At 60.5% G+C, this 19417-nt stretch carries 18 protein-coding genes; 13 read left to right on the plus strand and 5 right to left on the minus strand.

All coding sequences use genetic code 11. The features are described from left to right. The first annotated feature begins 194 nt into the window (after positions 1-194). From AC1DIG_RS11880 to AC1DIG_RS11900, 5 genes are all read left to right on the plus strand, one after another. Positions 195-1556, plus strand: a complete 1362-nt coding sequence (locus AC1DIG_RS11880) for a M16 family metallopeptidase (protein WP_477767458.1) — start codon at positions 195-197, stop codon at positions 1554-1556. Further along, complete coding sequence (locus AC1DIG_RS11885; protein ID WP_477767459.1) at positions 1549-3039, plus strand: M16 family metallopeptidase; 1491 nt, start codon at positions 1549-1551, stop codon at positions 3037-3039. The genes AC1DIG_RS11880 and AC1DIG_RS11885 overlap by 8 nt, the downstream gene beginning before the upstream one ends. Then, entirely contained in the window at positions 3039-3656 is a 618-nt protein-coding gene (rsmD, locus tag AC1DIG_RS11890) for a 16S rRNA (guanine(966)-N(2))-methyltransferase RsmD (protein WP_347928244.1), read from the plus strand. Before AC1DIG_RS11885 ends, rsmD begins: the two co-directional genes overlap by 1 nt. Before the next feature lie 72 nt (positions 3657-3728). After that, positions 3729-4727, plus strand: a complete 999-nt coding sequence (locus AC1DIG_RS11895; protein ID WP_477767460.1) for a hydrolase — start codon at positions 3729-3731, stop codon at positions 4725-4727. A gap of 4 nt (positions 4728-4731) precedes the next feature. After that, entirely contained in the window at positions 4732-5571 is an 840-nt protein-coding gene (locus AC1DIG_RS11900; RefSeq protein WP_477767461.1) for an AraC family transcriptional regulator, read from the plus strand. Between the two features lie 112 nt (positions 5572-5683). Here AC1DIG_RS11900 and AC1DIG_RS11905 read toward each other — a convergent pair whose 3' ends face one another. Both AC1DIG_RS11905 and AC1DIG_RS11910 read right to left on the minus strand, forming a co-directional pair. After that, entirely contained in the window at positions 5684-6538 is an 855-nt protein-coding gene (locus AC1DIG_RS11905; protein WP_477767462.1) for a sulfurtransferase, read from the minus strand. A 301-nt stretch (positions 6539-6839) separates the two neighbouring features. Further along, on the minus strand, positions 6840-7511 hold the full coding sequence (locus AC1DIG_RS11910) for a TetR/AcrR family transcriptional regulator (protein ID WP_054594481.1): 672 nt from the start codon (positions 7509-7511) through the stop codon (positions 6840-6842). Between the two features lie 146 nt (positions 7512-7657). Here AC1DIG_RS11910 and AC1DIG_RS11915 point away from each other — a divergent pair, with 146 nt between their 5' ends. From AC1DIG_RS11915 to AC1DIG_RS11935, 5 genes are all read left to right on the plus strand, one after another. Continuing rightward, positions 7658-9088, plus strand: coding sequence for a coniferyl aldehyde dehydrogenase (locus tag AC1DIG_RS11915; RefSeq protein WP_477767463.1), 1431 nt, complete (start codon positions 7658-7660; stop codon positions 9086-9088). Between the two features lie 26 nt (positions 9089-9114). Continuing rightward, positions 9115-9660 carry a twin-arginine translocation pathway signal protein gene (locus AC1DIG_RS11920; protein ID WP_477767464.1) on the plus strand — a complete coding sequence of 182 codons (546 nt, stop codon included), beginning with the start codon at positions 9115-9117 and terminating at the stop codon, positions 9658-9660. 140 nt (positions 9661-9800) lie between these two features. After that, on the plus strand, positions 9801-11396 hold the full coding sequence (locus AC1DIG_RS11925) for a GMC family oxidoreductase (protein WP_477767465.1): 1596 nt from the start codon (positions 9801-9803) through the stop codon (positions 11394-11396). A gap of 115 nt (positions 11397-11511) precedes the next feature. Beyond that, positions 11512-11991 (plus strand): pantetheine-phosphate adenylyltransferase, encoded by a 480-nt coding sequence (gene coaD / locus AC1DIG_RS11930; RefSeq protein WP_008019993.1) that lies wholly within the window; start codon positions 11512-11514, stop codon positions 11989-11991. A 128-nt stretch (positions 11992-12119) separates the two neighbouring features. Further along, complete coding sequence (locus tag AC1DIG_RS11935; protein ID WP_477767466.1) at positions 12120-12371, plus strand: YfhL family 4Fe-4S dicluster ferredoxin; 252 nt, start codon at positions 12120-12122, stop codon at positions 12369-12371. Positions 12372-12519: 148 nt separating this feature from the next. Here AC1DIG_RS11935 and AC1DIG_RS11940 read toward each other — a convergent pair whose 3' ends face one another. Genes AC1DIG_RS11940 through AC1DIG_RS11950 form a run of 3 tightly spaced genes read right to left on the minus strand, consistent with a single transcriptional unit; the run spans position 12520 to position 14610 of the window. Beyond that, positions 12520-12843, minus strand: a complete 324-nt coding sequence (locus AC1DIG_RS11940) for a multidrug transporter (RefSeq protein ID WP_477767467.1) — start codon at positions 12841-12843, stop codon at positions 12520-12522. Positions 12844-12897: 54 nt separating this feature from the next. After that, positions 12898-13710 (minus strand): bifunctional DNA-formamidopyrimidine glycosylase/DNA-(apurinic or apyrimidinic site) lyase, encoded by an 813-nt coding sequence (mutM, locus tag AC1DIG_RS11945; protein WP_054594486.1) that lies wholly within the window; start codon positions 13708-13710, stop codon positions 12898-12900. A gap of 30 nt (positions 13711-13740) precedes the next feature. Further along, positions 13741-14610: an HDOD domain-containing protein gene (locus tag AC1DIG_RS11950; protein WP_477767468.1), complete on the minus strand. Its 870-nt coding sequence runs from the start codon at positions 14608-14610 to the stop codon at positions 13741-13743. Between the two features lie 147 nt (positions 14611-14757). Between AC1DIG_RS11950 and AC1DIG_RS11955 the strand changes: the two genes are divergently transcribed. The 3 genes from AC1DIG_RS11955 (at position 14758) to ilvD (ending at position 19383) form a co-directional block, all read left to right on the plus strand. Beyond that, entirely contained in the window at positions 14758-15954 is a 1197-nt protein-coding gene (locus AC1DIG_RS11955; RefSeq protein WP_477767469.1) for a class I SAM-dependent rRNA methyltransferase, read from the plus strand. 132 nt (positions 15955-16086) lie between these two features. Continuing rightward, entirely contained in the window at positions 16087-17283 is a 1197-nt protein-coding gene (locus tag AC1DIG_RS11960; protein ID WP_477767470.1) for an MFS transporter, read from the plus strand. 258 nt (positions 17284-17541) lie between these two features. After that, positions 17542-19383: a dihydroxy-acid dehydratase gene (gene ilvD, locus AC1DIG_RS11965; protein WP_477767471.1), complete on the plus strand. Its 1842-nt coding sequence runs from the start codon at positions 17542-17544 to the stop codon at positions 19381-19383. Positions 19384-19417: the final 34 nt, after the last annotated feature.

The raw sequence follows: 19417 nt of genomic DNA on the forward strand, positions 1-19417 counted from the left end.
GGACTGAACTGGCAAAATCGGCAAAAAAGCGGAGTTTAGCTGATAAACAGAGGCTTTCCGCCGTGAACCCATACAACCTGATCATGCACAAAAGCCTGATAGGCGTGGCCGCCAGTAAAACGGATCAGTATCCTAGCACCCTCTAGCCCGCCGACGCTAAGACCAAGCGGGCAGCCCAACAGGTTAAAAAACGAATGAATGCTCTAGCCCGCCGCGCTGCAGGCCTGCTGCTCAGCACAGTTTGTCTGCCCCTTTCAGCTTTGGCTGCCGCCCCCCAACCGACCCACGAATTCACCCTCGACAACGGCCTCAAGGTCGTCGTGCGCGAGGACCATCGGGCACCCGTGGTGGTTTCCCAGATCTGGTACAAGGTTGGCTCCAGCTACGAAACCCCGGGCCAGACCGGTTTGTCCCACGCCCTGGAACACATGATGTTCAAGGGCAGCGAGAAAGTCGGCCCCGGCGAAGCATCGTTGATCCTGCGTGACCTCGGCGCCGAAGAGAACGCCTTCACCAGCGACGACTACACCGCGTATTACCAGGTGCTGGCGCGTGATCGCCTGGGTGTGGCCTTTGAACTGGAAGCCGACCGCATGGCCAACCTGCGCCTGCCGGCCGACGAGTTCAGCCGCGAGATCGAAGTGATCAAGGAAGAGCGCCGCATGCGCACCGACGACAAGCCGATGGCCAAGGCTTACGAGCGCTTCAAGGCGATGGCCTACCCGGCCAGCGGCTACCACACGCCGACCATCGGCTGGATGGCTGATCTGGACCGCATGAAAGTCGAAGAGCTGCGCCACTGGTACAAATCCTGGTACGTGCCCAACAACGCCACGCTGGTGGTGGTCGGTGACGTAACGCCGGACGAAGTCAAAGCCCTGGCTCAACGCTACTTCGGGCCGATCCCGAAGCGCGACGTGCCGCCAGCGAAGATTCCACTGGAACTGGCCGAGCCCGGCGAGCGCCAGATCACCCTGCATGTACAGACGCAATTGCCGAGCCTGATGCTCGCCTTCAACGTGCCGAGCATCGCCACAGCGCAAGACAAACGCTCGGTCAATGCCCTGCGGTTGATCGCGGCATTGCTTGATGGCGGCTACAGCGCACGCATCTCGGCGCAACTGGAGCGCGGCGAAGAACTGGTCTCCGGCGGTTCGTCGAGCTACGACGCCTACACCCGCGGTGACAGCCTGTTTACCTTGTCGGCATCGCCGAACACCCAGAAACACAAAACCATGGCCCAGGTCGAAGCCGGCCTGTGGAAACTGCTCGATCAGCTGAAAACCACCGCGCCATCGGCTGATGAAGTTGAACGCGTACGCGCGCAAGTGATCGCCGGCCTGGTCTACCAGCGCGACTCGATAACCAGCCAGGCCACTGCCATCGGTCAGCTGGAAACCGTCGGTCTGTCATGGAAGTTGATGGACACCGAACTCGCCGAGCTGCAAAGCGTGACACCGGAAGACATCCAGAAAGCCGCCCGCACCTATTTCACTCGCGAACGTCTCAGCGTTGCGCATGTACTGCCACTGCCCGAGGAGACTGCTCATGAGTGAGAGTAAAAAACCACGCCTGGCCCTGATCGGCCTGGTACTCGTCGCACTGCTCGCTTCGCTCGGCTTTTACTTCAGCCGTTCGACCGATACCCATGCCAGCGAAGCCCTCGAGCAGGCCAAGGCCAGCAAAAAGCTGCAATCACTGGCCGAACTCGACGGTAAAGCGCCGAGCCACCGCACGCTGGACGTGCAAACCTGGAAAACCGCTGAAGGCTCCAAGGTGCTGTTCGTCGCAGCCCCGGAGCTGCCGATGTTCGACATGCGCCTGATCTTCGCCGCCGGCAGCAGTCAGGACGGTGAGACACCAGGACTGGCCGTGCTGACCAATGCCATGCTCAACGAAGGCATCGCCGGCAAAGATGTCGGCCAGATAGCCGAAGGTTTCGAAAGCCTGGGCGCCGACTTCGGTAACGGCGCTTACAAGGACATGGCCGTCGCCTCGCTGCGCAGCCTGAGTGCTGTGGATAAACGCGAACCGGCGTTGAAGCTGTTCGCTGAAGTCGTTGGCAAGCCGACGCTCCCGACTGACTCGCTGGCGCGAATCAAGAACCAGTTGCTCGCCGGCTTCGAGTATCAGAAGCAGAACCCCGGCAAACTGGCGAACCTGGAGCTGATGAAGCGCCTGTATGGCAACCATCCTTACGCGCACTCAAGCGACGGAAACGCGCAAAGTGTCCCATCGATTAGCGTGGCGCAGTTGCGGGCCTTCCACGAGAAAGCCTATGCCGCGGGCAACGTGGTGATTGCACTGGTGGGCGACTTGTCGCGCAGCGAAGCCGAAGCGATTGCCGAACAGATTTCCGCCGCACTGCCAAAGGGCCCGGCGCTGGCGAAAATCGAGCAACCGGTTGAACCGAAAGCCAGCATCGGTCACATCGAGTTTCCATCCAAGCAAACCAACCTGATGCTCGCGCAACTGGGCATCGACCGTGCCGATACGGACTATGCGGCCGTGTCCCTGGGCAACCAGATCCTCGGCGGCGGTGGCTTCGGCACCCGACTGATGAGCGAAGTCCGTGAAAAACGCGGCCTGACCTATGGCGTCTACTCCGGTTTCACTCCAATGCAGGTCCGCGGCCCGTTCATGATCAACCTGCAAACCCGCGCCGAAATGAGCGAAGGTACACTCAAACTGGTGCAGGACGTGCTCGCCGACTTCCTCAAAACCGGCCCGACCCAGAAAGAACTCGACGACGCCAAGCGTGAACTGGCCGGCAGCTTCCCGCTGTCCAACGCCAGCAACGCCGATATCGTCGGCCAACTGGGCGCCATGGGCTTCTATGACTTGCCGTTGAGTTACCTTGAAGACTTCATGCGGCAGTCGCAAAGCCTGACTGTCGAGCAGGTCACCGCAGCAATGAACAAACACCTGAGCACGGACAAAATGGTCATCGTTTCTGCTGGCCCGACCGTGCCGCAAAAGCCGTTACCGGCCCCCACTGACAAACCAACCGAGCAGCCGCTCGGGGTTCCGGAGCATTAATGGCCAGTCCATCGCGTCCTAAAAAACCAGTTCATAACGTGCACAACGGCGTGAACCAATTGCGCATCATCGGCGGCGAGTGGCGCAGTCGGCGCCTGAGCTTCCCGGATGCTCCGGGCCTGCGCCCGACGCCCGACCGCGTGCGTGAAACCCTGTTCAACTGGCTCGCACCGTATGTTGCCGGGGCCAAAGTGCTCGACCCGTTTGCCGGCAGCGGCGCGTTGTTCCTTGAAGCGCTGTCCCGTGGCGCCGCCATGGGCCAGGCGCTGGATGCCAGCAGCCTGGCGGTTTCCAGCCTGAAAGAGCATCTGGGAACGCTGCGTTGCACCGTCGGCCAGGTGCAAACCGCCGATGCCTTGCGCTACCTGGAAACCCAGCCAGCGATCGCCTACGACCTGGTGTTCCTCGACCCGCCGTTCAACCAGAACCTGTTGCCCGCCGTTTGCACATTACTTGAAGAACGCCAATGGCTCGCCGACGACGCGTGGATCTACACTGAAAGTGAGACCGCGCCATCGACCCTCGGTCTGCCAGGGGGCTGGCGCCTGCACCGGGAGCAAAAATCCGGGCGGGTCTACTACGCGTTGTGGCACCGTCTGGCAGAGATCGCCGGTTAATCCACCGGCCTGAACAAGGCGCGTGCCTGGGGTCAACAATCTCAGGCACGCACCGCTGCATCGAGAACTACCGTGCTTACTCCGCCTGATCGTTTCATCCCTGCCTTCGGCCTCGGCAACCCGCATCTGCAAACCTTGTGGGGACCGCTGTGGCGCAAAACCACTCATCTGGATCGACAACGCGAACGTCTGTGGCTCGACGACGGCGACTTTCTCGATCTCGACTGGCACGGGCCGCACAGCGCCAATGCACCCTTGGTGCTGGTGTTGCACGGATTGACCGGCTCTTCGAACTCACCGTATGTCGCCGGCCTGCAAAAAGCCCTGTTTGCCCAGGGCTGGGCCAGCGTGGCACTGAACTGGCGCGGCTGTTCGGGCGAACCGAATCTGTTGCCGCGCAGCTATCATTCCGGCGCCAGCGAAGACCTCGCGGCGGCGATCAACCACCTGCGAGCCACCCGCCCGTCGGCGCCGCTGTACGCCGTCGGCTATTCGCTGGGCGGCAATGTGCTGCTCAAGCACCTGGGGGAAACCGGCAGTGGCAGTCAGTTGCAGGGCGCGGTGGCGGTCTCGGTACCCTTTCGCCTGGACCAGTGCGCCGACCGCATCGGCCAGGGACTTTCCAAGATCTATCAAGCGCACTTCATGCGCGAAATGCTCGCCTACATCAAGAACAAGCAACAGAAGTTTCTACACGACGGCCACCACGAGGGCCTGGAGACCCTGGCCAAACTCGGGTCACTGGAGAACCTGCGTACTTTCTGGGATTTCGATGGCCGGGTGACCGCGCCACTGAACGGTTTCAAGGACGCGCATGACTATTATCGCCGCGCCTCCAGCCGTTATTTTCTCGGTGAGATCCGCACGCCGACCTTGATCATTCAAGCGGCCGACGATCCTTTCGTGTTTCTCCACAGCTTGCCGCACGCCAGCGAGTTATCGGGCTGCACGCAGTTCGAGCTGCAGGCCAAGGGCGGGCATGTCGGTTTTGTCGACGGCACGTTCCGCAACCCCGGTTACTACCTGGAGCGGCGTATACCGGCCTGGCTGACCAACACAGGTCGCGAGTAAGGTCATGGCGGCCAATCCGGGCGAGTCGATCCACTTCTGGCAAACGGCACCTTTGGCCGGCGTCGAGCTGTTGTCCGCGCGCTACATCGAACAGCGCTTCGTCCCTCATGTACACGACGGTTTCGTCATCGGCATCATCATGGCTGGCGCTCAACGCTACCGCTATCGCGGCGCCGAACATCTGGCGGGCAGCGGGACGCTGGTGGTGATCAATCCGGACGAATTGCACACTGGCCACAAAGGCACGGACAACGGTTGGTTGTATCGGGCGTTCTATCCCGACAACCAGCAGATCCTTTCGTTGCTGGGCGAACTTGAGCTGCCTGACCACGACTTGCCGGCCTTTGGTGCGACGCTGTATCGCGACCCGGATCTGGTGAGTGGCCTCTGCCAACTGCACCGTTTGCTGGAGAGCCCCGCCAGTGCACTGCAACAGCAGACCGCGTGGCGGGAAATGATGCTGTCGTTGCTGCAACGTCACGCCGCAGTAGCAACGCCCGGTCAACCTGGCCAGGAACATCGGGCCATCGCCCGGGCCAAGGAACTGCTGCACGCGCAGCTCGCTGCACCGCCCTCCCTGGAAGAACTGGCCGCTGCGGTGAACCTTTCGCCCTTCCACTTCGCCCGAGTGTTTCGCTACGCCACCGGCATGCCGCCGCACGCCTGGCTGATGCAGCAGCGTATCGCCCAGGCCCGTGCGTTATTACAGGAAGGCTGCCTGCCGCTGGACGTTGCCGCCCGGCTCGGCTTTGCCGACCAGAGTCATCTGAGCCGGCAGTTCAAGAAGGTTTACGGCGTAGGCCCGGGGGCGTATCGAAGTGCCCGGCAATCGTTCAGGCAATAAGCATTACTAATGTGGGAGCGAGCTTGCTCGCGATAGCGGACTTACATTCAACATCAATGCTGAATGGAATGACCCCATCGCGAGCAAGCTCGCTCCCACAAGGGATTTGTGACTAATCGCCGGTCGCGACGGCCCGCGAAGGATCGGTAATCCATTCGCTCCACGACCCGGCGTACAGCGAACCCAATGGATAACCAGCCAGGCACAACGCAAACAGGTTATGGCACGCAGTCACGCCCGAGCCGCAATACGCCACCAGTTCAGTCGGCGAACGATCACCCAGCTTCGCCGCAAAACGCTGCTTGAGCTGATCGGCGGGAAGGAAACGCCCGTCGGCATCCAGGTTGTCGGTAAAGGCCGCGCATTGCGCGCCGGGAATGTGCCCGGCGATCGGATCAATCGGCTCGACCTCGCCACGAAAACGCGGCAGGCCCCGGGCGTCAAGCAAGGTCAGGGTCGGTTGACCGAGGCGCTGTTGCAGTTTTTCGGCACTCATTAACAGAGTGTGGTCCGGCGCACCGCTAAAGGAGCCACGACTGATTGCCGGTGCATCCAGGCTCAGCGGTAAACCGGCCGCGTGCCAGGCCTTGAGGCCACCGTCGAGAATGAACACGCCGTCGCGCTTGCCCAGCCACGCCAGCAACCACCAGGCTCGCGCGGCATACATGCCGGGGCCGTCGTCATACAAAACGATTTCGCTGTCGTTACTGATGCCCCAATCCTGTAAACGCTGAATCAAGTGGTGCGGCGTCGGCAATGGATGGCGACCGGTGACACCCTTGACCACGGGTCCGCTGAGGTCACGTTCCAGGTCCGCAAACGAGGCCCCCTCGATGTGCCCCAGGGCATAGCTGCGCTGGCCGTAATCCGGGTCTTCAAGGGCAAAACGACAATCCAGAATCACCAACCCGGCCTGACCCTTTTTCTGGTCCAGAGCATTCGGGCTGATCAGTTGCGCAATGGGCATAGCGGGCTCCTGTGGTGAGGGGCGTTCTCAATTAGTTTACACACCGCGCCGGGTCTGCTGTTGTGCAGGGCAAGGCGCGAGAAGCGTGGTTTGGTCATTCCAAATAAGCTTCGAGCAACGCAGCCCTGCACAACAGCAGGCCCGGCCCTTCGGGTTGTGCCTTAAAGCGGGCCAGGCTGCGTTGCAGGCCTTGGGAAGGGAGCAACCATTCCCAGCGGCCTGCGCCTTGCCTGGCCCGCTTTAAGGCGACAACGCGGTGTGTAAACTAATTGAGAACGCCCCTCTAAGTCTTTGATCGATCCTACTGCACTTCTTCCAGGGCCTGGGCCAACGGCACGTAAAACTCCTCGAACAAGGCATTGACCGCCTCGCGTGCTTGCTCCGTGACAAATCCTGCTTCCAGCACCAGCACCTGATACACGCCACGTTTAATGGCTTGCTCGCTGAGGTGGTTGGAGTTTTCCCGTGTGGTGCACAGAAAACGCACCCAGGACGTGAGGATGATCCAGGCATTGAGCGTCAGGGATTCGATCTGGACCTTGTCCATGCACAGGATGCCGGCGTCGACGAAGCCTGCGTATATCGCCGTGCCCTGGATCAGGCAACGCTGGGAAAAACGCCGGTAGCGGGCTGCCAGTTCCACATCGTTGTCGAGCAAGTGCTCGAGGTCACGGTGCAAAAACCGGTAGCGCCACATGGCTGACAGCAGTTCCTGCAAGTAGAAGCGCTTGTCTTCAACGGTCGCGGCGCGGCCCTGGGGTGGGCGCAGGAAGCTCTCTACCAGGGCTTCGTACTCACTGAACAACACAGCGATGATCGCCTGCTTGTTGGGGAAGTGGTAGTACAGGTTGCCCGGAGAAATCTCCATATGCGCAGCAATATGGTTGGTACTGATGCTGCGTTCACCCTGTTGATTGAACAGCTCCAGGCTGTTCTGCACGATGCGCTCGCTGGTTTTTATTCGTGGGGCCATGGCTTGAGCTTTAATTCTTCAGTGCGTTGCCGGGCATCTTACGACCTATCCGCTGGCGGATAAATCATCGCTTCCCGAGGATGTCATTTGACTTTCTAGAGCATAGACTCTAAAAACTTCCTCATTCTAAAAAAACCGGAGCTACCATGCCCGCCGACATTGCCTACCTGCAAAGCTCCCAACAGCCATTGAGTGAGCTTCACGATCTGTTTGCTGCCCAGCGTCAGGCCTACGCGGCCCACCCGATGCCGCCGGCCGCGCAACGCCAGCAATGGCTCAAGGCACTGCGTGATCTGCTGAGTGACGAGCGTCAGGCCTTGATTGACGCGATCAGCCAGGATTTCAGCAACCGTAGCGCCGATGAAACCCTGCTCGCCGAGCTGATGCCAAGCCTGCACGGCATTCAATACGCCAGCAAACACCTCAAAGGCTGGATGAAAGCGTCCCCGCGCAAGGTCGGAATCGCCTTTCAGCCGGCGGCGGCCAAGGTGGTTTATCAGCCGCTCGGCGTGGTTGGGGTCATCGTGCCGTGGAACTACCCGCTGTACCTGGCCATCGGCCCGTTGGTCGGCGCGTTGTCAGCGGGCAACCGGGTGATGCTCAAACTCAGCGAATCCACACCGGCCACCGGGCAACTGCTGAAAACGTTGCTGGCCAAAGTGTTCCCCGAAGACCTGGTGTGTGTGGTGTTGGGTGAAGCCGAGGTCGGCATGGCCTTTTCCAGGCTGCCCTTCGATCACCTGCTGTTCACTGGCGCCACCAGCATCGGCAAACATGTCATGCGTGCGGCGGCAGAGAACCTGACGCCGGTGACACTGGAATTGGGCGGCAAGTCTCCGGCCATCGTTTCCCACGATGTTCCACTCAAGGACGCCGCGGAACGCATTGCCTTCGGTAAAACCCTGAATGCCGGACAAACCTGTGTCGCGCCGGACTACGTGCTGGTGCCGGAAGAACGGGTCGGCTCCTTCGTCGAAGCCTATCGTCAGGCGGTTCGCGGGTTTTACCCGACACTCGCGGACAACCCGGACTACACCGCGATCATCAATGAGCGCCAATTGGCGCGGCTGCGCAGCTACCTCAGCGACGCCACCAGCAAGGGCGCGCTGCTGATCCCGGTCTTCGAAAAGGATCAGGACCGACGCATGAGCCATAGCCTGCTGCTGAACGTCAGCGACGAGATGATCGTGATGCAGGACGAAATCTTCGGCCCGGTGCTGCCGATCGTGCCCTACAAAAACCTCGACCAGGCGTTTGCCTACATCAACCAGCGGCCACGTCCGCTGGCGCTGTACTTCTTCGGCTATAACAAGGCCGAACAAAACCGCGTCCTCAACGAAACCCATTCCGGCGGCGTGTGCCTGAACGACACCTTGCTGCACGTCGCGCAAGACGACATGCCGTTTGGCGGTATCGGCGCTTCAGGCATGGGCCATTACCACGGCCACGAAGGCTTCCTGACGTTCAGCAAAGCCAAAGGCGTGCTGATCAAGCAACGCTTTAATGCGGCAAAGCTGATTTATCCGCCTTATGGCAAGTCGATTCAGAAGCTGATCCAGAAGCTGTTCATTCGCTGATCGCTCATGACCGGGTAATAACAATAATGAACCCAAGCCTGTCCGAATCCCCCGCGCTGACACGGCGCGGCCTGCTCAAGTTCAGCCTCTGCGCCAGCGCCTTCCTGACCACGGCCGGCCTTGGCGCCAGCCTCAGCGGTTGCTCGACCAGCAGCCCGGCCAGCGGTTTCGCGATTTTGCGCAGCAGTGATCTGCCGTTCTTGCGCGCGCTGATCCCTGTGATGCTCGATGGCGCCGTGACCGCCGAGAAAATCCCGGCCGCGCTCGAAGGCACCCTTCAATCGCTGGACCATGACCTCAATCACCTGTCGCCGGAAATGCTCAAGCTGACCCAGCAACTGTTCGACGTGCTCGGCATGGCTATCACTCGCGGGCCACTGACTGGAATCTGGGGCAGCTGGGAAAACGCCAGTGGCGATGACATCCGCCAGTTCCTGCAGCGCTGGCAAAACAGCTCGCTGAGCCTGTTGCGCATGGGCCACAGCTCGATCCTGCAACTGGTGATGATGGCCTGGTACAAACGCGCCGAATCATGGGCACATTGCGGGTATCCGGGGCCGCCCACCGTTTGAGACCGTGGCCCCCTATCGCGAGCAGGCTCGCTCCCACAGGGGTTCGCGATTCATGTGGGAGCAGCCGGGCGGCGTTCCGTCTGCTCGCGAAGACGGTAGCCGTATCACCACCGAATCCAGAACAATAAGAGAACCCGAAGATGCCCGTACCCGATCCGTTCCGCGAAGGCCTGGCCCGTGGCTGGAAAACCTACAACGGCTCGCAACTGGCCGATGATCTGACACTGGAAGCCGACATTGCGATCATCGGCAGTGGCGCGGGTGGCGGCACCACCGCCGAAATCCTCAGCGCCGCTGGCTACAAGGTGCTACTGATCGAAGAAGGTCCGCTGAAGACCAGCAGCGACTTCAAGATGCTCGAAGACCAGGCCTATTCCAGCCTTTATCAGGAAGGCATCGGCCGCATGAGCAAAGACGGCGCGATCACCATTCTGCAAGGCCGCGCAGTCGGTGGCACGACGCTGGTCAACTGGACCTCAAGCTTTCGCACCCCCGAGCCTACCCTCGAACATTGGGCCAGGGAACACGACGTCAAGGGCCACAGCCCGGCCGAAATGGCACCCTGGTTCGAAAAAATGGAGCAGCGACTTGGCGTCGCCCCATGGATGGTGCCGCCCAACGCCAACAACGACGTGATCAAAAAAGGTTGCGAACAGCTCGGCTACAGCTGGCACGTGATCCCGCGCAACGTGCGCGGTTGCTGGAACCTCGGCTATTGCGGCATGGGCTGCCCGACCAACGCCAAGCAATCGATGATGGTCACCACCATCCCCGCGACCCTGGAAAAAGGCGGCGAGCTGCTCTATCTGGCCCGCGTCGAACACCTGCTGATCAAGGATGACAAAGTCACCGGCCTGCGCTGCGTGGCAATGGATGAGCGCTGCGTGGCGCCGACCGGGCGCAGCATCACCATCAAGGCACGGCATTACGTGTTGGCCGGCGGTGGCATCAACAGCCCGGCTCTGTTACTGCGTTCCAACGCCCCGGATCCCCATGAACGCCTTGGCAAGCGGACCTTTCTGCATCTGGTGAACATGTCCGCCGGGCTGTTCGACGAGGTGATCAACCCGTTCTACGGCGCGCCGCAGTCGATTTACTCCGACCACTTTCAATGGCAGGACGGCACCACCGGCAAAATGTCCTACAAGCTGGAAGTGCCGCCGCTACACCCCGCGTTGGCGGCGACCTTGCTCGGTGGCTTTGGCGAAGAGAACGCTCGACACATGCAGCAATTGCCGCACACCCACGCGATGCTGGCCCTGCTGCGTGACGGTTTTCACCCGGACAGCCCGGGTGGCAGCGTCGAGTTACGTGGCGATGGCTCACCGGTGCTCGACTATCAGGTCTCAGCCTATGCCTGGGATGGCATACGTCGAGCGTTCCACAGCATGGCCGAGATCCAGTTTGCCGGTGGCGCCAACGCGGTCATGCCGATGCACGCCGATGCGCGCTACGTGAAAACCCTCGCCGAGGCGCGCACACTGATCGATGGCCTGAGCCTTGAGCTGTACCGCACGAGACTGGGCAGCGCTCATGTGATGGGCGGATGCGCGATGGGTGAAGACCCGAAAAACGCCGTCACCGATAGTCTCGGCCGTCATCATCAACTGAGCAATCTGTCGATCCATGACGGTTCGCTGTTCCCCACCAGCATTGGCGCCAACCCGCAATTGTCGGTCTATGGGCTGACCGCGCAACTGGCGACAGCGCTGGCCATGCGTTTAAAAAACCCATGAAAAAACCCATAATTCGCATCGTCTATAGTGCTTTCTTACCCCAAAGGCGACTTGGCCGACCGGGAAGGCTGCGATACCATCCGACTCCCCAACGGACTCCCGCCAGGACGACGCGATGAACCGAGTGTTGTACCCAGGTACCTTCGACCCTATTACCAAGGGCCATGGCGATCTGGTCGAACGCGCCTCGCGCCTGTTCGATCATGTGATCATCGCCGTCGCCGCCAGCCCGAAGAAAAACCCGCTATTCCCACTGGAACAGCGTGTGGAGCTGGCCCGCGAGGTCACTAAACATTTGCCGAACGTCGAAGTCGTCGGATTTTCGACGCTGCTGGCGCACTTTGCCAAAGAGCAGAACGCCAATGTGTTCCTGCGTGGCCTGCGCGCGGTATCGGACTTCGAATACGAATTCCAGCTGGCCAACATGAACCGCCAGTTGGCCCCGGACGTGGAAAGCCTGTTTCTTACCCCGTCCGAGCGTTATTCGTTCATTTCTTCGACGCTGGTCCGTGAAATTGCTGCCCTGGGCGGCGATATCACCAAATTCGTCCACCCTGTCGTGGCCGACGCGCTGACCCTGCGCTTCAAGAAGTAAGCGCTGCCACAGGCTGCGATCTCTAGCAGCCCATCGCGCCCGCGTGCACTGCGGGCGCCGATGCGGCACAATTGTACGCATCAGTTTTCAGATGCCTGGGCAGACTACCCCGGCAGGAGTCAGTCCCAATGTCCCTGATCATCACCGACGATTGCATCAACTGCGACGTCTGCGAACCCGAGTGCCCGAACGCCGCCATCTCCCAGGGCGAAGAGATCTATGTGATCGACCCGAACCTCTGCACCCAGTGCGTCGGCCACTACGACGAACCACAGTGCCAGCAGGTTTGCCCGGTGGATTGCATTCCGCTGGACGAAGCGCATCCAGAGACTCAAGAGGAGTTGATGGAGAAGTACCGCAAGCTTACCGGCAAGGCTTAAGTATTCGGTGTCCTTAAGGACGCCATCGCGAGCAAGCTCGCTCCCACATTGGTTTTGTGGAGCCCACAACAGGTGTGCTCGACATAAATCCAATGTGTGCGAGCTTGCTCGCGATAGGGCCATCAGCCACACCGCTGATTCAGCTGATTCAGTTCTGCTGCTCAAACCCCTCCCCGACACACCCCAGGCAACGGACGAACGCCGCTTTCGCCGGATCGACCACCAGCGCCTGCCCGGCATCACCTACCCCGCCGCCCAGTGCGGTAAATGGCAAGGACACGATAAACACCCCCGCACCAATCACCGTCGCCGCCACCAGCAACGGACGGGCGATCAGCAGATCGCCGATCATCGCGTAGGCCGGAGGGTTGTGGATGCTGTAACTGGGGTCGCCACTGCCGCCGTCGGACGCCTGGGCAGATAAGCCGATACTCAATAGCAGCGCAGCAGCAAGGGTTCGAGTCGATGTCATGGTACGGTCCTTCGTCTGGGCAATCAGACCACTAACTATAGACCGTAGGAATTCTCAGCTCTGACAACGCGGGCAAAAGACGCTGGCGCGCTGCCCGAGGCGAACTTCCCGCAATTCGCTACCACAGACCTTGCACTGCTCACCGCCACGGCCGTACACGAACAGCTCTTGCTGGAAGTAGCCCGGTTGGCCGTCACCGCCAATGAAGTCGCGCAGCGTAGTGCCGCCACGTTCGATAGCGGCGGCCAGAATGCGTTTGATCTCGATCGCCAACTTCAGATAGCGCGCCCGGGAAATCCCCTTGGCCTCGCGGCGCGGGTCGATCCCGGCAGCAAACAGCGCTTCGGTCGCATAAATGTTGCCAACCCCCACCACCACGGCGTTGTCCATGATGAACGGCTTGACCGCCATCGAACGCCCGCGCGACAGCTGGAACAGCCGCTCGCCATCGAACAGATCCGTCAGCGGCTCCGGCCCCAGACGAACCAGCAACTCGTGATTCAGCGGATCGAGGCTCCAGAGCATCGCGCCAAAACGTCGCGGGTCGGTGTATCGCAGCGCCAGGCCGGACTCGAGTTCGATGTCCACATGCTCGTGCTTGAGCGCCGGCAAGCCGACTTCCACCAGACGCAAATTTCCCGACATGCCCAAATGGCTGATCAACGTGCCGACCTCGGCGTTGATCAGCAAATACTTGGCGCGTCGCTCCACCAACACGATGCGCTGCCCGGACAGCCGCACATCGAGGTCTTCGGGGATCGGCCAGCGCAGACGCCGGTCCCGCACGATCACGCGGCTGACGCGCTGCCCTTCAAGGAACGGGGCAATACCGCGACGGGTGGTTTCGACTTCTGGCAGTTCAGGCATGGCGCACTCGGTTCAGGAAAGGTCCGACACTCAATGGTGAGCGCCGAGCTCGCGAATCGTCTGTTTGAGGTTTTCGAAGTCGTAGTCCGAGAGGCCGACATAATCGAGCACCAAGTGCCCGATGCTATCCCACTCGTGGTCTTCGGTCTGATTGCCCAGCACCCGATACGACGCGCAAATGTGTTCAGCCATCTTCAGGATCGCCAGCAAGTTCTTCAACTGGCTGTTACGGGATGATTCATCGCTGAAAATCGCCAGCGCATTGTGGTGATTGGCGATAGCGTCGGTCACATGCTCCGGCAGACGCCAGGACTTCGCGGTGTAGTAACCGACCACGGCGTGGTTGGTGTTGAGTACGCGGTTCTCGGTATCAACCACCCGGCACTCGGCGTTGGCACTGGCGTAGGCTTCTTCCAGCACCGACATATAGTTGGGGAAGCGCTTGAGCATCAACGGCACGCCGCAATCGTGGAACAGGCCTAACGCATAAGCCTCGTCCACCGCCTGCGAACCAATGCGCTTGGCCAGGCTCAGGCTGGTCATCGCCACGTCCTGGGCGGTGTCCCAGAATCGGTTCAAGGTGACGATGGTGTCGTCATTCATCTCGCCCTTGATCGACTGTGCATTGATCAGGTTGATGACCGAACGACTGCCCAGCAGGTTCACCGCGCGCTGGATCGAGGCGATCTTGTTGCTCAGTCCGTAATACGGCGAATTGACGATCTTCAACAAGGCGCCAGAGAGGCCCGGGTCCTGGGAGATCAACTTCGCGATCACTTCCAGGTCCGGGTCCGGCATGTACTGCTCCATCTGCAAATCCACCATGATTTGCGGCTGAGGCGGTACGCTGATGCCTTGCAGGGCCTGTTGAATCTGTTCGGAAGATAGCTCTTGGGACATAAGTACTCACTCTGGGCCAAGGGGCGATTCTAGCGGAAAAAATCCGCCACATGGGCGATCTGTCCGACGCAACGCCCAGAAACAACCGCGCTGCGACTCCCATCTAGCGCTATAATCCCGCTCTTTTTTTTCACCTGGAGCGACGTCATGTCCCTGCCAAGCTTGCGCCTCAAAGCCAACGCCGACCGTCGCCTGCGCGCCGGTCACCTGTGGGTCTACAGTAACGAAATCGACGTAGCCGCCACCCCACTGCACGGCTTCAAGGCTGGCGATCAAGCGATTCTCGAAGCTGCCGGCGGCAAGCCGCTGGGCATCGTCGCCATGAGCCCGAACAACCTGATCTGCGCTCGCCTGCTGTCGCGCGACATCAAGTTGCCGCTCGACAAGTCGCTGCTGGTGCACCGCCTGAACGTTGCGCTGTCGCTGCGCGAGCGCCTGTTCGACAAGCCGTTCTACCGCCTGGTCTACGGCGACTCCGACCTGCTGCCGGGCCTGGTGGTCGACCGTTTCGGCGACATCCTGGTGGTGCAGATCGCTTCGGCGACCATGGAAGCCCATAAAGACGACGTGATCGCCGCGCTGACCCAAGTGCTCAAGCCAAGCGGCATTCTGTTCAAGAATGACTCCGCGGCCCGTGACGCCGAAGGCCTCAACCGCTACGTCGAAACCGTGTTCGGCCTGGTGCCGGAGTGGGTGGCCCTGGAAGAGAACGGCGTGAAGTTCGAAGCGCCGGTCATTCAAGGACAGAAAACCGGCTGGTTCTACGACCACCGCATGAACCGCGCGCGCCTGGCACCTTATGCCAAAGGTAAACGCGTACTGGACCTGTACAGCTACATCGGCGGCTGGGGCGTGCAAGCTGCCGCTTTCGGTGCCAGTGAAGTGTTCTGCGTCGACGCTTCGGCCTTCGCCCTCGACGGTGTCGAGCGGAACGCCGCACTGAACGGTTTCGCCGACAAAATGACCTGCATCGAAGGCGACGTGTTCGAAGCCCTGAAAGAGCTGAAAGCCAGCGAAGAACGATTCGACGTCATCGTGGCCGACCCGCCAGCGTTCATCAAACGCAAGAAAGACATGAAGAACGGTGAAGGCGCCTATCGTCGCCTGAACGAGCAAGCCATGCGCCTGCTCAACAAGGACGGCATCCTCGTCAGCGCTTCGTGCTCGATGCACCTGCCGGAAGACGACCTGCAGAACATCCTGCTGACCAGCGCCCGTCACCTGGACCGCAACATCCAGCTGCTGGAACGTGGCGGTCAGGGGCCAGATCACCCGGTGCACCCGGCGATTGCCGAAACCCGCTACATCAAGAGCATTACTTGCCGGTTGTTACCTAACAGCTGATCGCTCACGGTTGCAGGAGCGACTCAGTTCGCTCCTACAACAGTTTCAGAATAGCCCCGCACCAGTCGCATTGACTTGCCCCCTCATCAATTCAATCCTCGTCTCCCCCTTACGGATCGAGAGCATTGTTTGATGACTTACATCACACACTCCAAAGAAAAGGCCTCCATCATCCAGCTGCTGATGACCATGACGCTGCTGGCGGTCTTCCCTCTCGACGTGCTCCTCCCCTCTTTTCCTGCCCTCTCTGACCACTTCCGTACCTCGACCTCCGATATCGCCCTGTCCGTCAGCATCTTTGCCATCGGTCTGGCATTTTCGCTGCTGCTAGTTGGGCCATTGTCCGACATGTTCGGCCGCAAGAAGCTGCTGTTGGGTGGAATTGCACTGGCCGCGGTGGGTGCAACGGGTTGTCTGTTGGCCAGCGACTATGTCTGGTTCCTGGGCTTTCGTGTTGTCCAGGCAATGGGCTGCGGGGTGTTTGCCTTGTCTCAGGCGCTGCTCCAGGATCTGTTCGCTGGTAGGGAGCTGGAGCGCCTGCGGATCTGGATGGCGACTGCCGGCGGAATTTTCATTTCCTGTTCGCCACTGATGGGCACCTGGCTGCAGTTGTATCTGGGCTGGCGGGGAAGTTTTTATGCATTCATTACCTTGGCGATTATTGTATGGCTCAGAGCCTGGTTCCTGCTCAAGGAAACTCGCAGCGGCAGCCCGTTGCCCAGGCGATTTTTTGCTGCCTATTGGTTGCTCTGTTCCGACATTCGTTTTATCGGTTACTGGCTCATTTCCGCGCTGGCTTTCGCCTGCCATTTCTCGTTTATCGTGATCTCGCCGATCGTTTTCATGGAACACCTGAACCTTTCGACTTACCAATTCGCCTGGGCGCTGTCCCTGTATGGCGCGGCCTATGTCGTCGGCGGGATTATTGCCAGCATCTTGCACCGCCGGCTGGAAGGTGACACCCAGATCATCATCGGTCTGAGTGTGATCGCGCTGTCGGGGCTGGGAATGCTGTGGTTGGTCTGGCTGTTCGGCCTGTCCGTCGCCACGGTCCTGATCCCCATGCTTATCTGCACCGCCGGCACCACCATCTGCCGACCCATCGCCAACTCCAGGGCGATGAGCCTCTACCCACAACACGCCGGCACCGCGACTTCTGCCGGCAGCCTGTTGATTTTTATGTGTGGGGGCCTGATCAGCGCAGTGATCAATTTCGCGTCCGAAGGACTGACCACGGCTCTGTCCTTGTGTTTCCTGACCTTGAGTGCCGCGGGTCTTGGCTTGAATACGTTGATTACACGCCGGCATCAGGCACTGACTAGCGGCTGACACCTGCCAGTCGTCATCCTTCAGGCTCCGTCAGCGCAGGATCAACGTTTCCCGGCATTCCTTCCTGACGCCAGCGGTGTAGAATCGAATGATTCATCGCCAGTCATCCCCCGGCGGGTTTATGAGCTCAGGCTGAGGCGCGCGGCGATCCCGCAAAGTCATCGGCAACTTTCGGACACACGGCCATTTCTGAGTGTTCCCGAGGTCAATAGAAGCTCACTCCCCTTTTGATACCTGCTTAGCCGCCCGGAGTGCTCCATGCCTGATTACCGCTCGAAAACATCCACCCACGGCCGCAACATGGCCGGCGCCCGCGCATTGTGGCGCGCCACGGGGATGAAAGATGACGACTTCAAAAAGCCGATCATCGCCATTGCCAACTCGTTCACTCAATTCGTACCGGGTCATGTCCACCTCAAGGACCTCGGCCAGTTGGTCGCCCGCGAGATCGAACGTGCTGGCGGCGTCGCCAAGGAATTCAACACCATCGCGGTCGATGACGGCATCGCCATGGGCCATGACGGCATGCTTTATTCGCTGCCGAGCCGCGAGATCATCGCCGACTCCGTCGAGTACATGGTCAACGCCCACTGCGCGGACGCCATCGTGTGCATTTCCAACTGCGACAAGATCACCCCTGGCATGCTGATGGCCGCCCTGCGCCTGAACATCCCGGTGATCTTCGTCTCCGGCGGCCCGATGGAAGCCGGCAAGACCAAACTCGCCAGCCACGGCCTCGACCTGGTCGACGCCATGGTCATCGCCGCCGACTCCAGCGCCTCTGACGAGAAGGTCGCCGAGTACGAGCGCAGCGCCTGCCCGACCTGCGGCTCGTGCTCCGGCATGTTCACTGCCAACTCGATGAACTGCCTGACCGAAGCCCTCGGCCTGGCACTGCCTGGCAACGGTTCGACATTGGCCACCCACAGCGACCGTGAGCAACTGTTCCTGCAAGCCGGCCGCACCATCGTCGAACTGTGCAAGCGCTACTACGGCGAGAACGACGAGTCGGTGTTGCCGCGCAACATCGCCAACTTCAAGGCGTTTGAAAACGCCATGACGCTGGACATCGCCATGGGCGGCTCGACCAATACCATCCTGCACTTGCTGGCCGCCGCCCAGGAAGCCGAGATCGATTTCGACCTGCGCGACATCGACCGTCTTTCGCGCCACGTTCCGCAACTGTGCAAAGTCGCGCCGAACATCCAGAAGTACCACATGGAAGACGTGCATCGCGCCGGCGGGATCTTCAGCATCCTCGGTTCCCTGGCCCGTGGCGGCTTGCTGCACACTGACCTGCCGACCGTGCACAGCAAGACCATGCGCGACGCCATTGCCAAGTGGGACATCACCCAGACCAACGACGAGGCGGTGCACCACTTCTTCAAGGCCGGTCCGGCGGGTATCCCGACCCAGACCGCGTTCAGTCAGTCGACCCGTTGGGAAACCCTCGACGACGACCGTGAAAACGGCTGCATCCGCAGTGTCGAACACGCCTACTCGCAAGAAGGCGGCCTGGCCGTTTTGTACGGCAACATCGCCCTCGACGGCTGCGTGGTGAAAACCGCTGGCGTCGACGAGTCGATCCACGTCTTCGAAGGCAACGCGAAGATCTTCGAAAGCCAGGACAGCGCCGTGCGCGGCATCCTTGCCGATGAAGTGAAAGAAGGCGATATCGTCATCATTCGCTACGAAGGTCCGAAAGGCGGCCCGGGCATGCAGGAAATGCTCTACCCGACGTCCTACCTGAAATCCAAGGGCCTGGGCAAAGCCTGCGCCTTGCTCACCGACGGTCGTTTCTCCGGCGGCACCTCGGGCCTGTCCATCGGCCACGCTTCACCAGAAGCCGCTGCTGGCGGTGCAATTGGTCTGGTACGGGACGGCGACAAGGTGCTGATCGACATTCCGAACCGCTCGATCAACCTGTTGGTCAGCGACGAAGAACTGGCTGCGCGCCGCGTAGAGCAAGACAAGAAAGGCTGGAAACCGGTTGAAGTGCGCCCACGTAAAGTGACCACCGCACTGAAAGCCTATGCCTTGCTGGCGACCAGTGCCGACAAGGGCGCCGTGCGTAACAAAGCGATGCTCGACGGGCTGTAATGCTTACCCGTTGAACACAAAAAAGCCCCGCCAA

It is taken from the genome of Pseudomonas sp. 05N431, from assembly GCF_056397005.1.

What these genes read in the sequence shown, in the direction of transcription:
- AC1DIG_RS11880 (WP_477767458.1), top strand. Translation starts at nt 195, where the DNA reads ATGAATGCTCTAGCCCGCCGCGCTGCAGGCCTGCTGCTCAGCACAGTT.
- AC1DIG_RS11885 (WP_477767459.1), top strand. Translation starts at nt 1,549, where the DNA reads ATGAGTGAGAGTAAAAAACCACGCCTGGCCCTGATCGGCCTGGTACTC.
- rsmD (WP_347928244.1), top strand. Translation starts at nt 3,039, where the DNA reads ATGGCCAGTCCATCGCGTCCTAAAAAACCAGTTCATAACGTGCACAAC.
- AC1DIG_RS11900 (WP_477767461.1), top strand. Translation starts at nt 4,732, where the DNA reads ATGGCGGCCAATCCGGGCGAGTCGATCCACTTCTGGCAAACGGCACCT.
- AC1DIG_RS11905 (WP_477767462.1), bottom strand. Translation starts at nt 6,538, where the DNA reads ATGCCCATTGCGCAACTGATCAGCCCGAATGCTCTGGACCAGAAAAAG.
- AC1DIG_RS11910 (WP_054594481.1), bottom strand. Translation starts at nt 7,511, where the DNA reads ATGGCCCCACGAATAAAAACCAGCGAGCGCATCGTGCAGAACAGCCTG.
- AC1DIG_RS11915 (WP_477767463.1), top strand. Translation starts at nt 7,658, where the DNA reads ATGCCCGCCGACATTGCCTACCTGCAAAGCTCCCAACAGCCATTGAGT.
- AC1DIG_RS11920 (WP_477767464.1), top strand. Translation starts at nt 9,115, where the DNA reads ATGAACCCAAGCCTGTCCGAATCCCCCGCGCTGACACGGCGCGGCCTG.
- AC1DIG_RS11925 (WP_477767465.1), top strand. Translation starts at nt 9,801, where the DNA reads ATGCCCGTACCCGATCCGTTCCGCGAAGGCCTGGCCCGTGGCTGGAAA.
- coaD (WP_008019993.1), top strand. Translation starts at nt 11,512, where the DNA reads ATGAACCGAGTGTTGTACCCAGGTACCTTCGACCCTATTACCAAGGGC.
- AC1DIG_RS11935 (WP_477767466.1), top strand. Translation starts at nt 12,120, where the DNA reads ATGTCCCTGATCATCACCGACGATTGCATCAACTGCGACGTCTGCGAA.
- AC1DIG_RS11940 (WP_477767467.1), bottom strand. Translation starts at nt 12,843, where the DNA reads ATGACATCGACTCGAACCCTTGCTGCTGCGCTGCTATTGAGTATCGGC.
- mutM (WP_054594486.1), bottom strand. Translation starts at nt 13,710, where the DNA reads ATGCCTGAACTGCCAGAAGTCGAAACCACCCGTCGCGGTATTGCCCCG.
- AC1DIG_RS11950 (WP_477767468.1), bottom strand. Translation starts at nt 14,610, where the DNA reads ATGTCCCAAGAGCTATCTTCCGAACAGATTCAACAGGCCCTGCAAGGC.
- AC1DIG_RS11955 (WP_477767469.1), top strand. Translation starts at nt 14,758, where the DNA reads ATGTCCCTGCCAAGCTTGCGCCTCAAAGCCAACGCCGACCGTCGCCTG.
- AC1DIG_RS11960 (WP_477767470.1), top strand. Translation starts at nt 16,087, where the DNA reads ATGACTTACATCACACACTCCAAAGAAAAGGCCTCCATCATCCAGCTG.
- ilvD (WP_477767471.1), top strand. Translation starts at nt 17,542, where the DNA reads ATGCCTGATTACCGCTCGAAAACATCCACCCACGGCCGCAACATGGCC.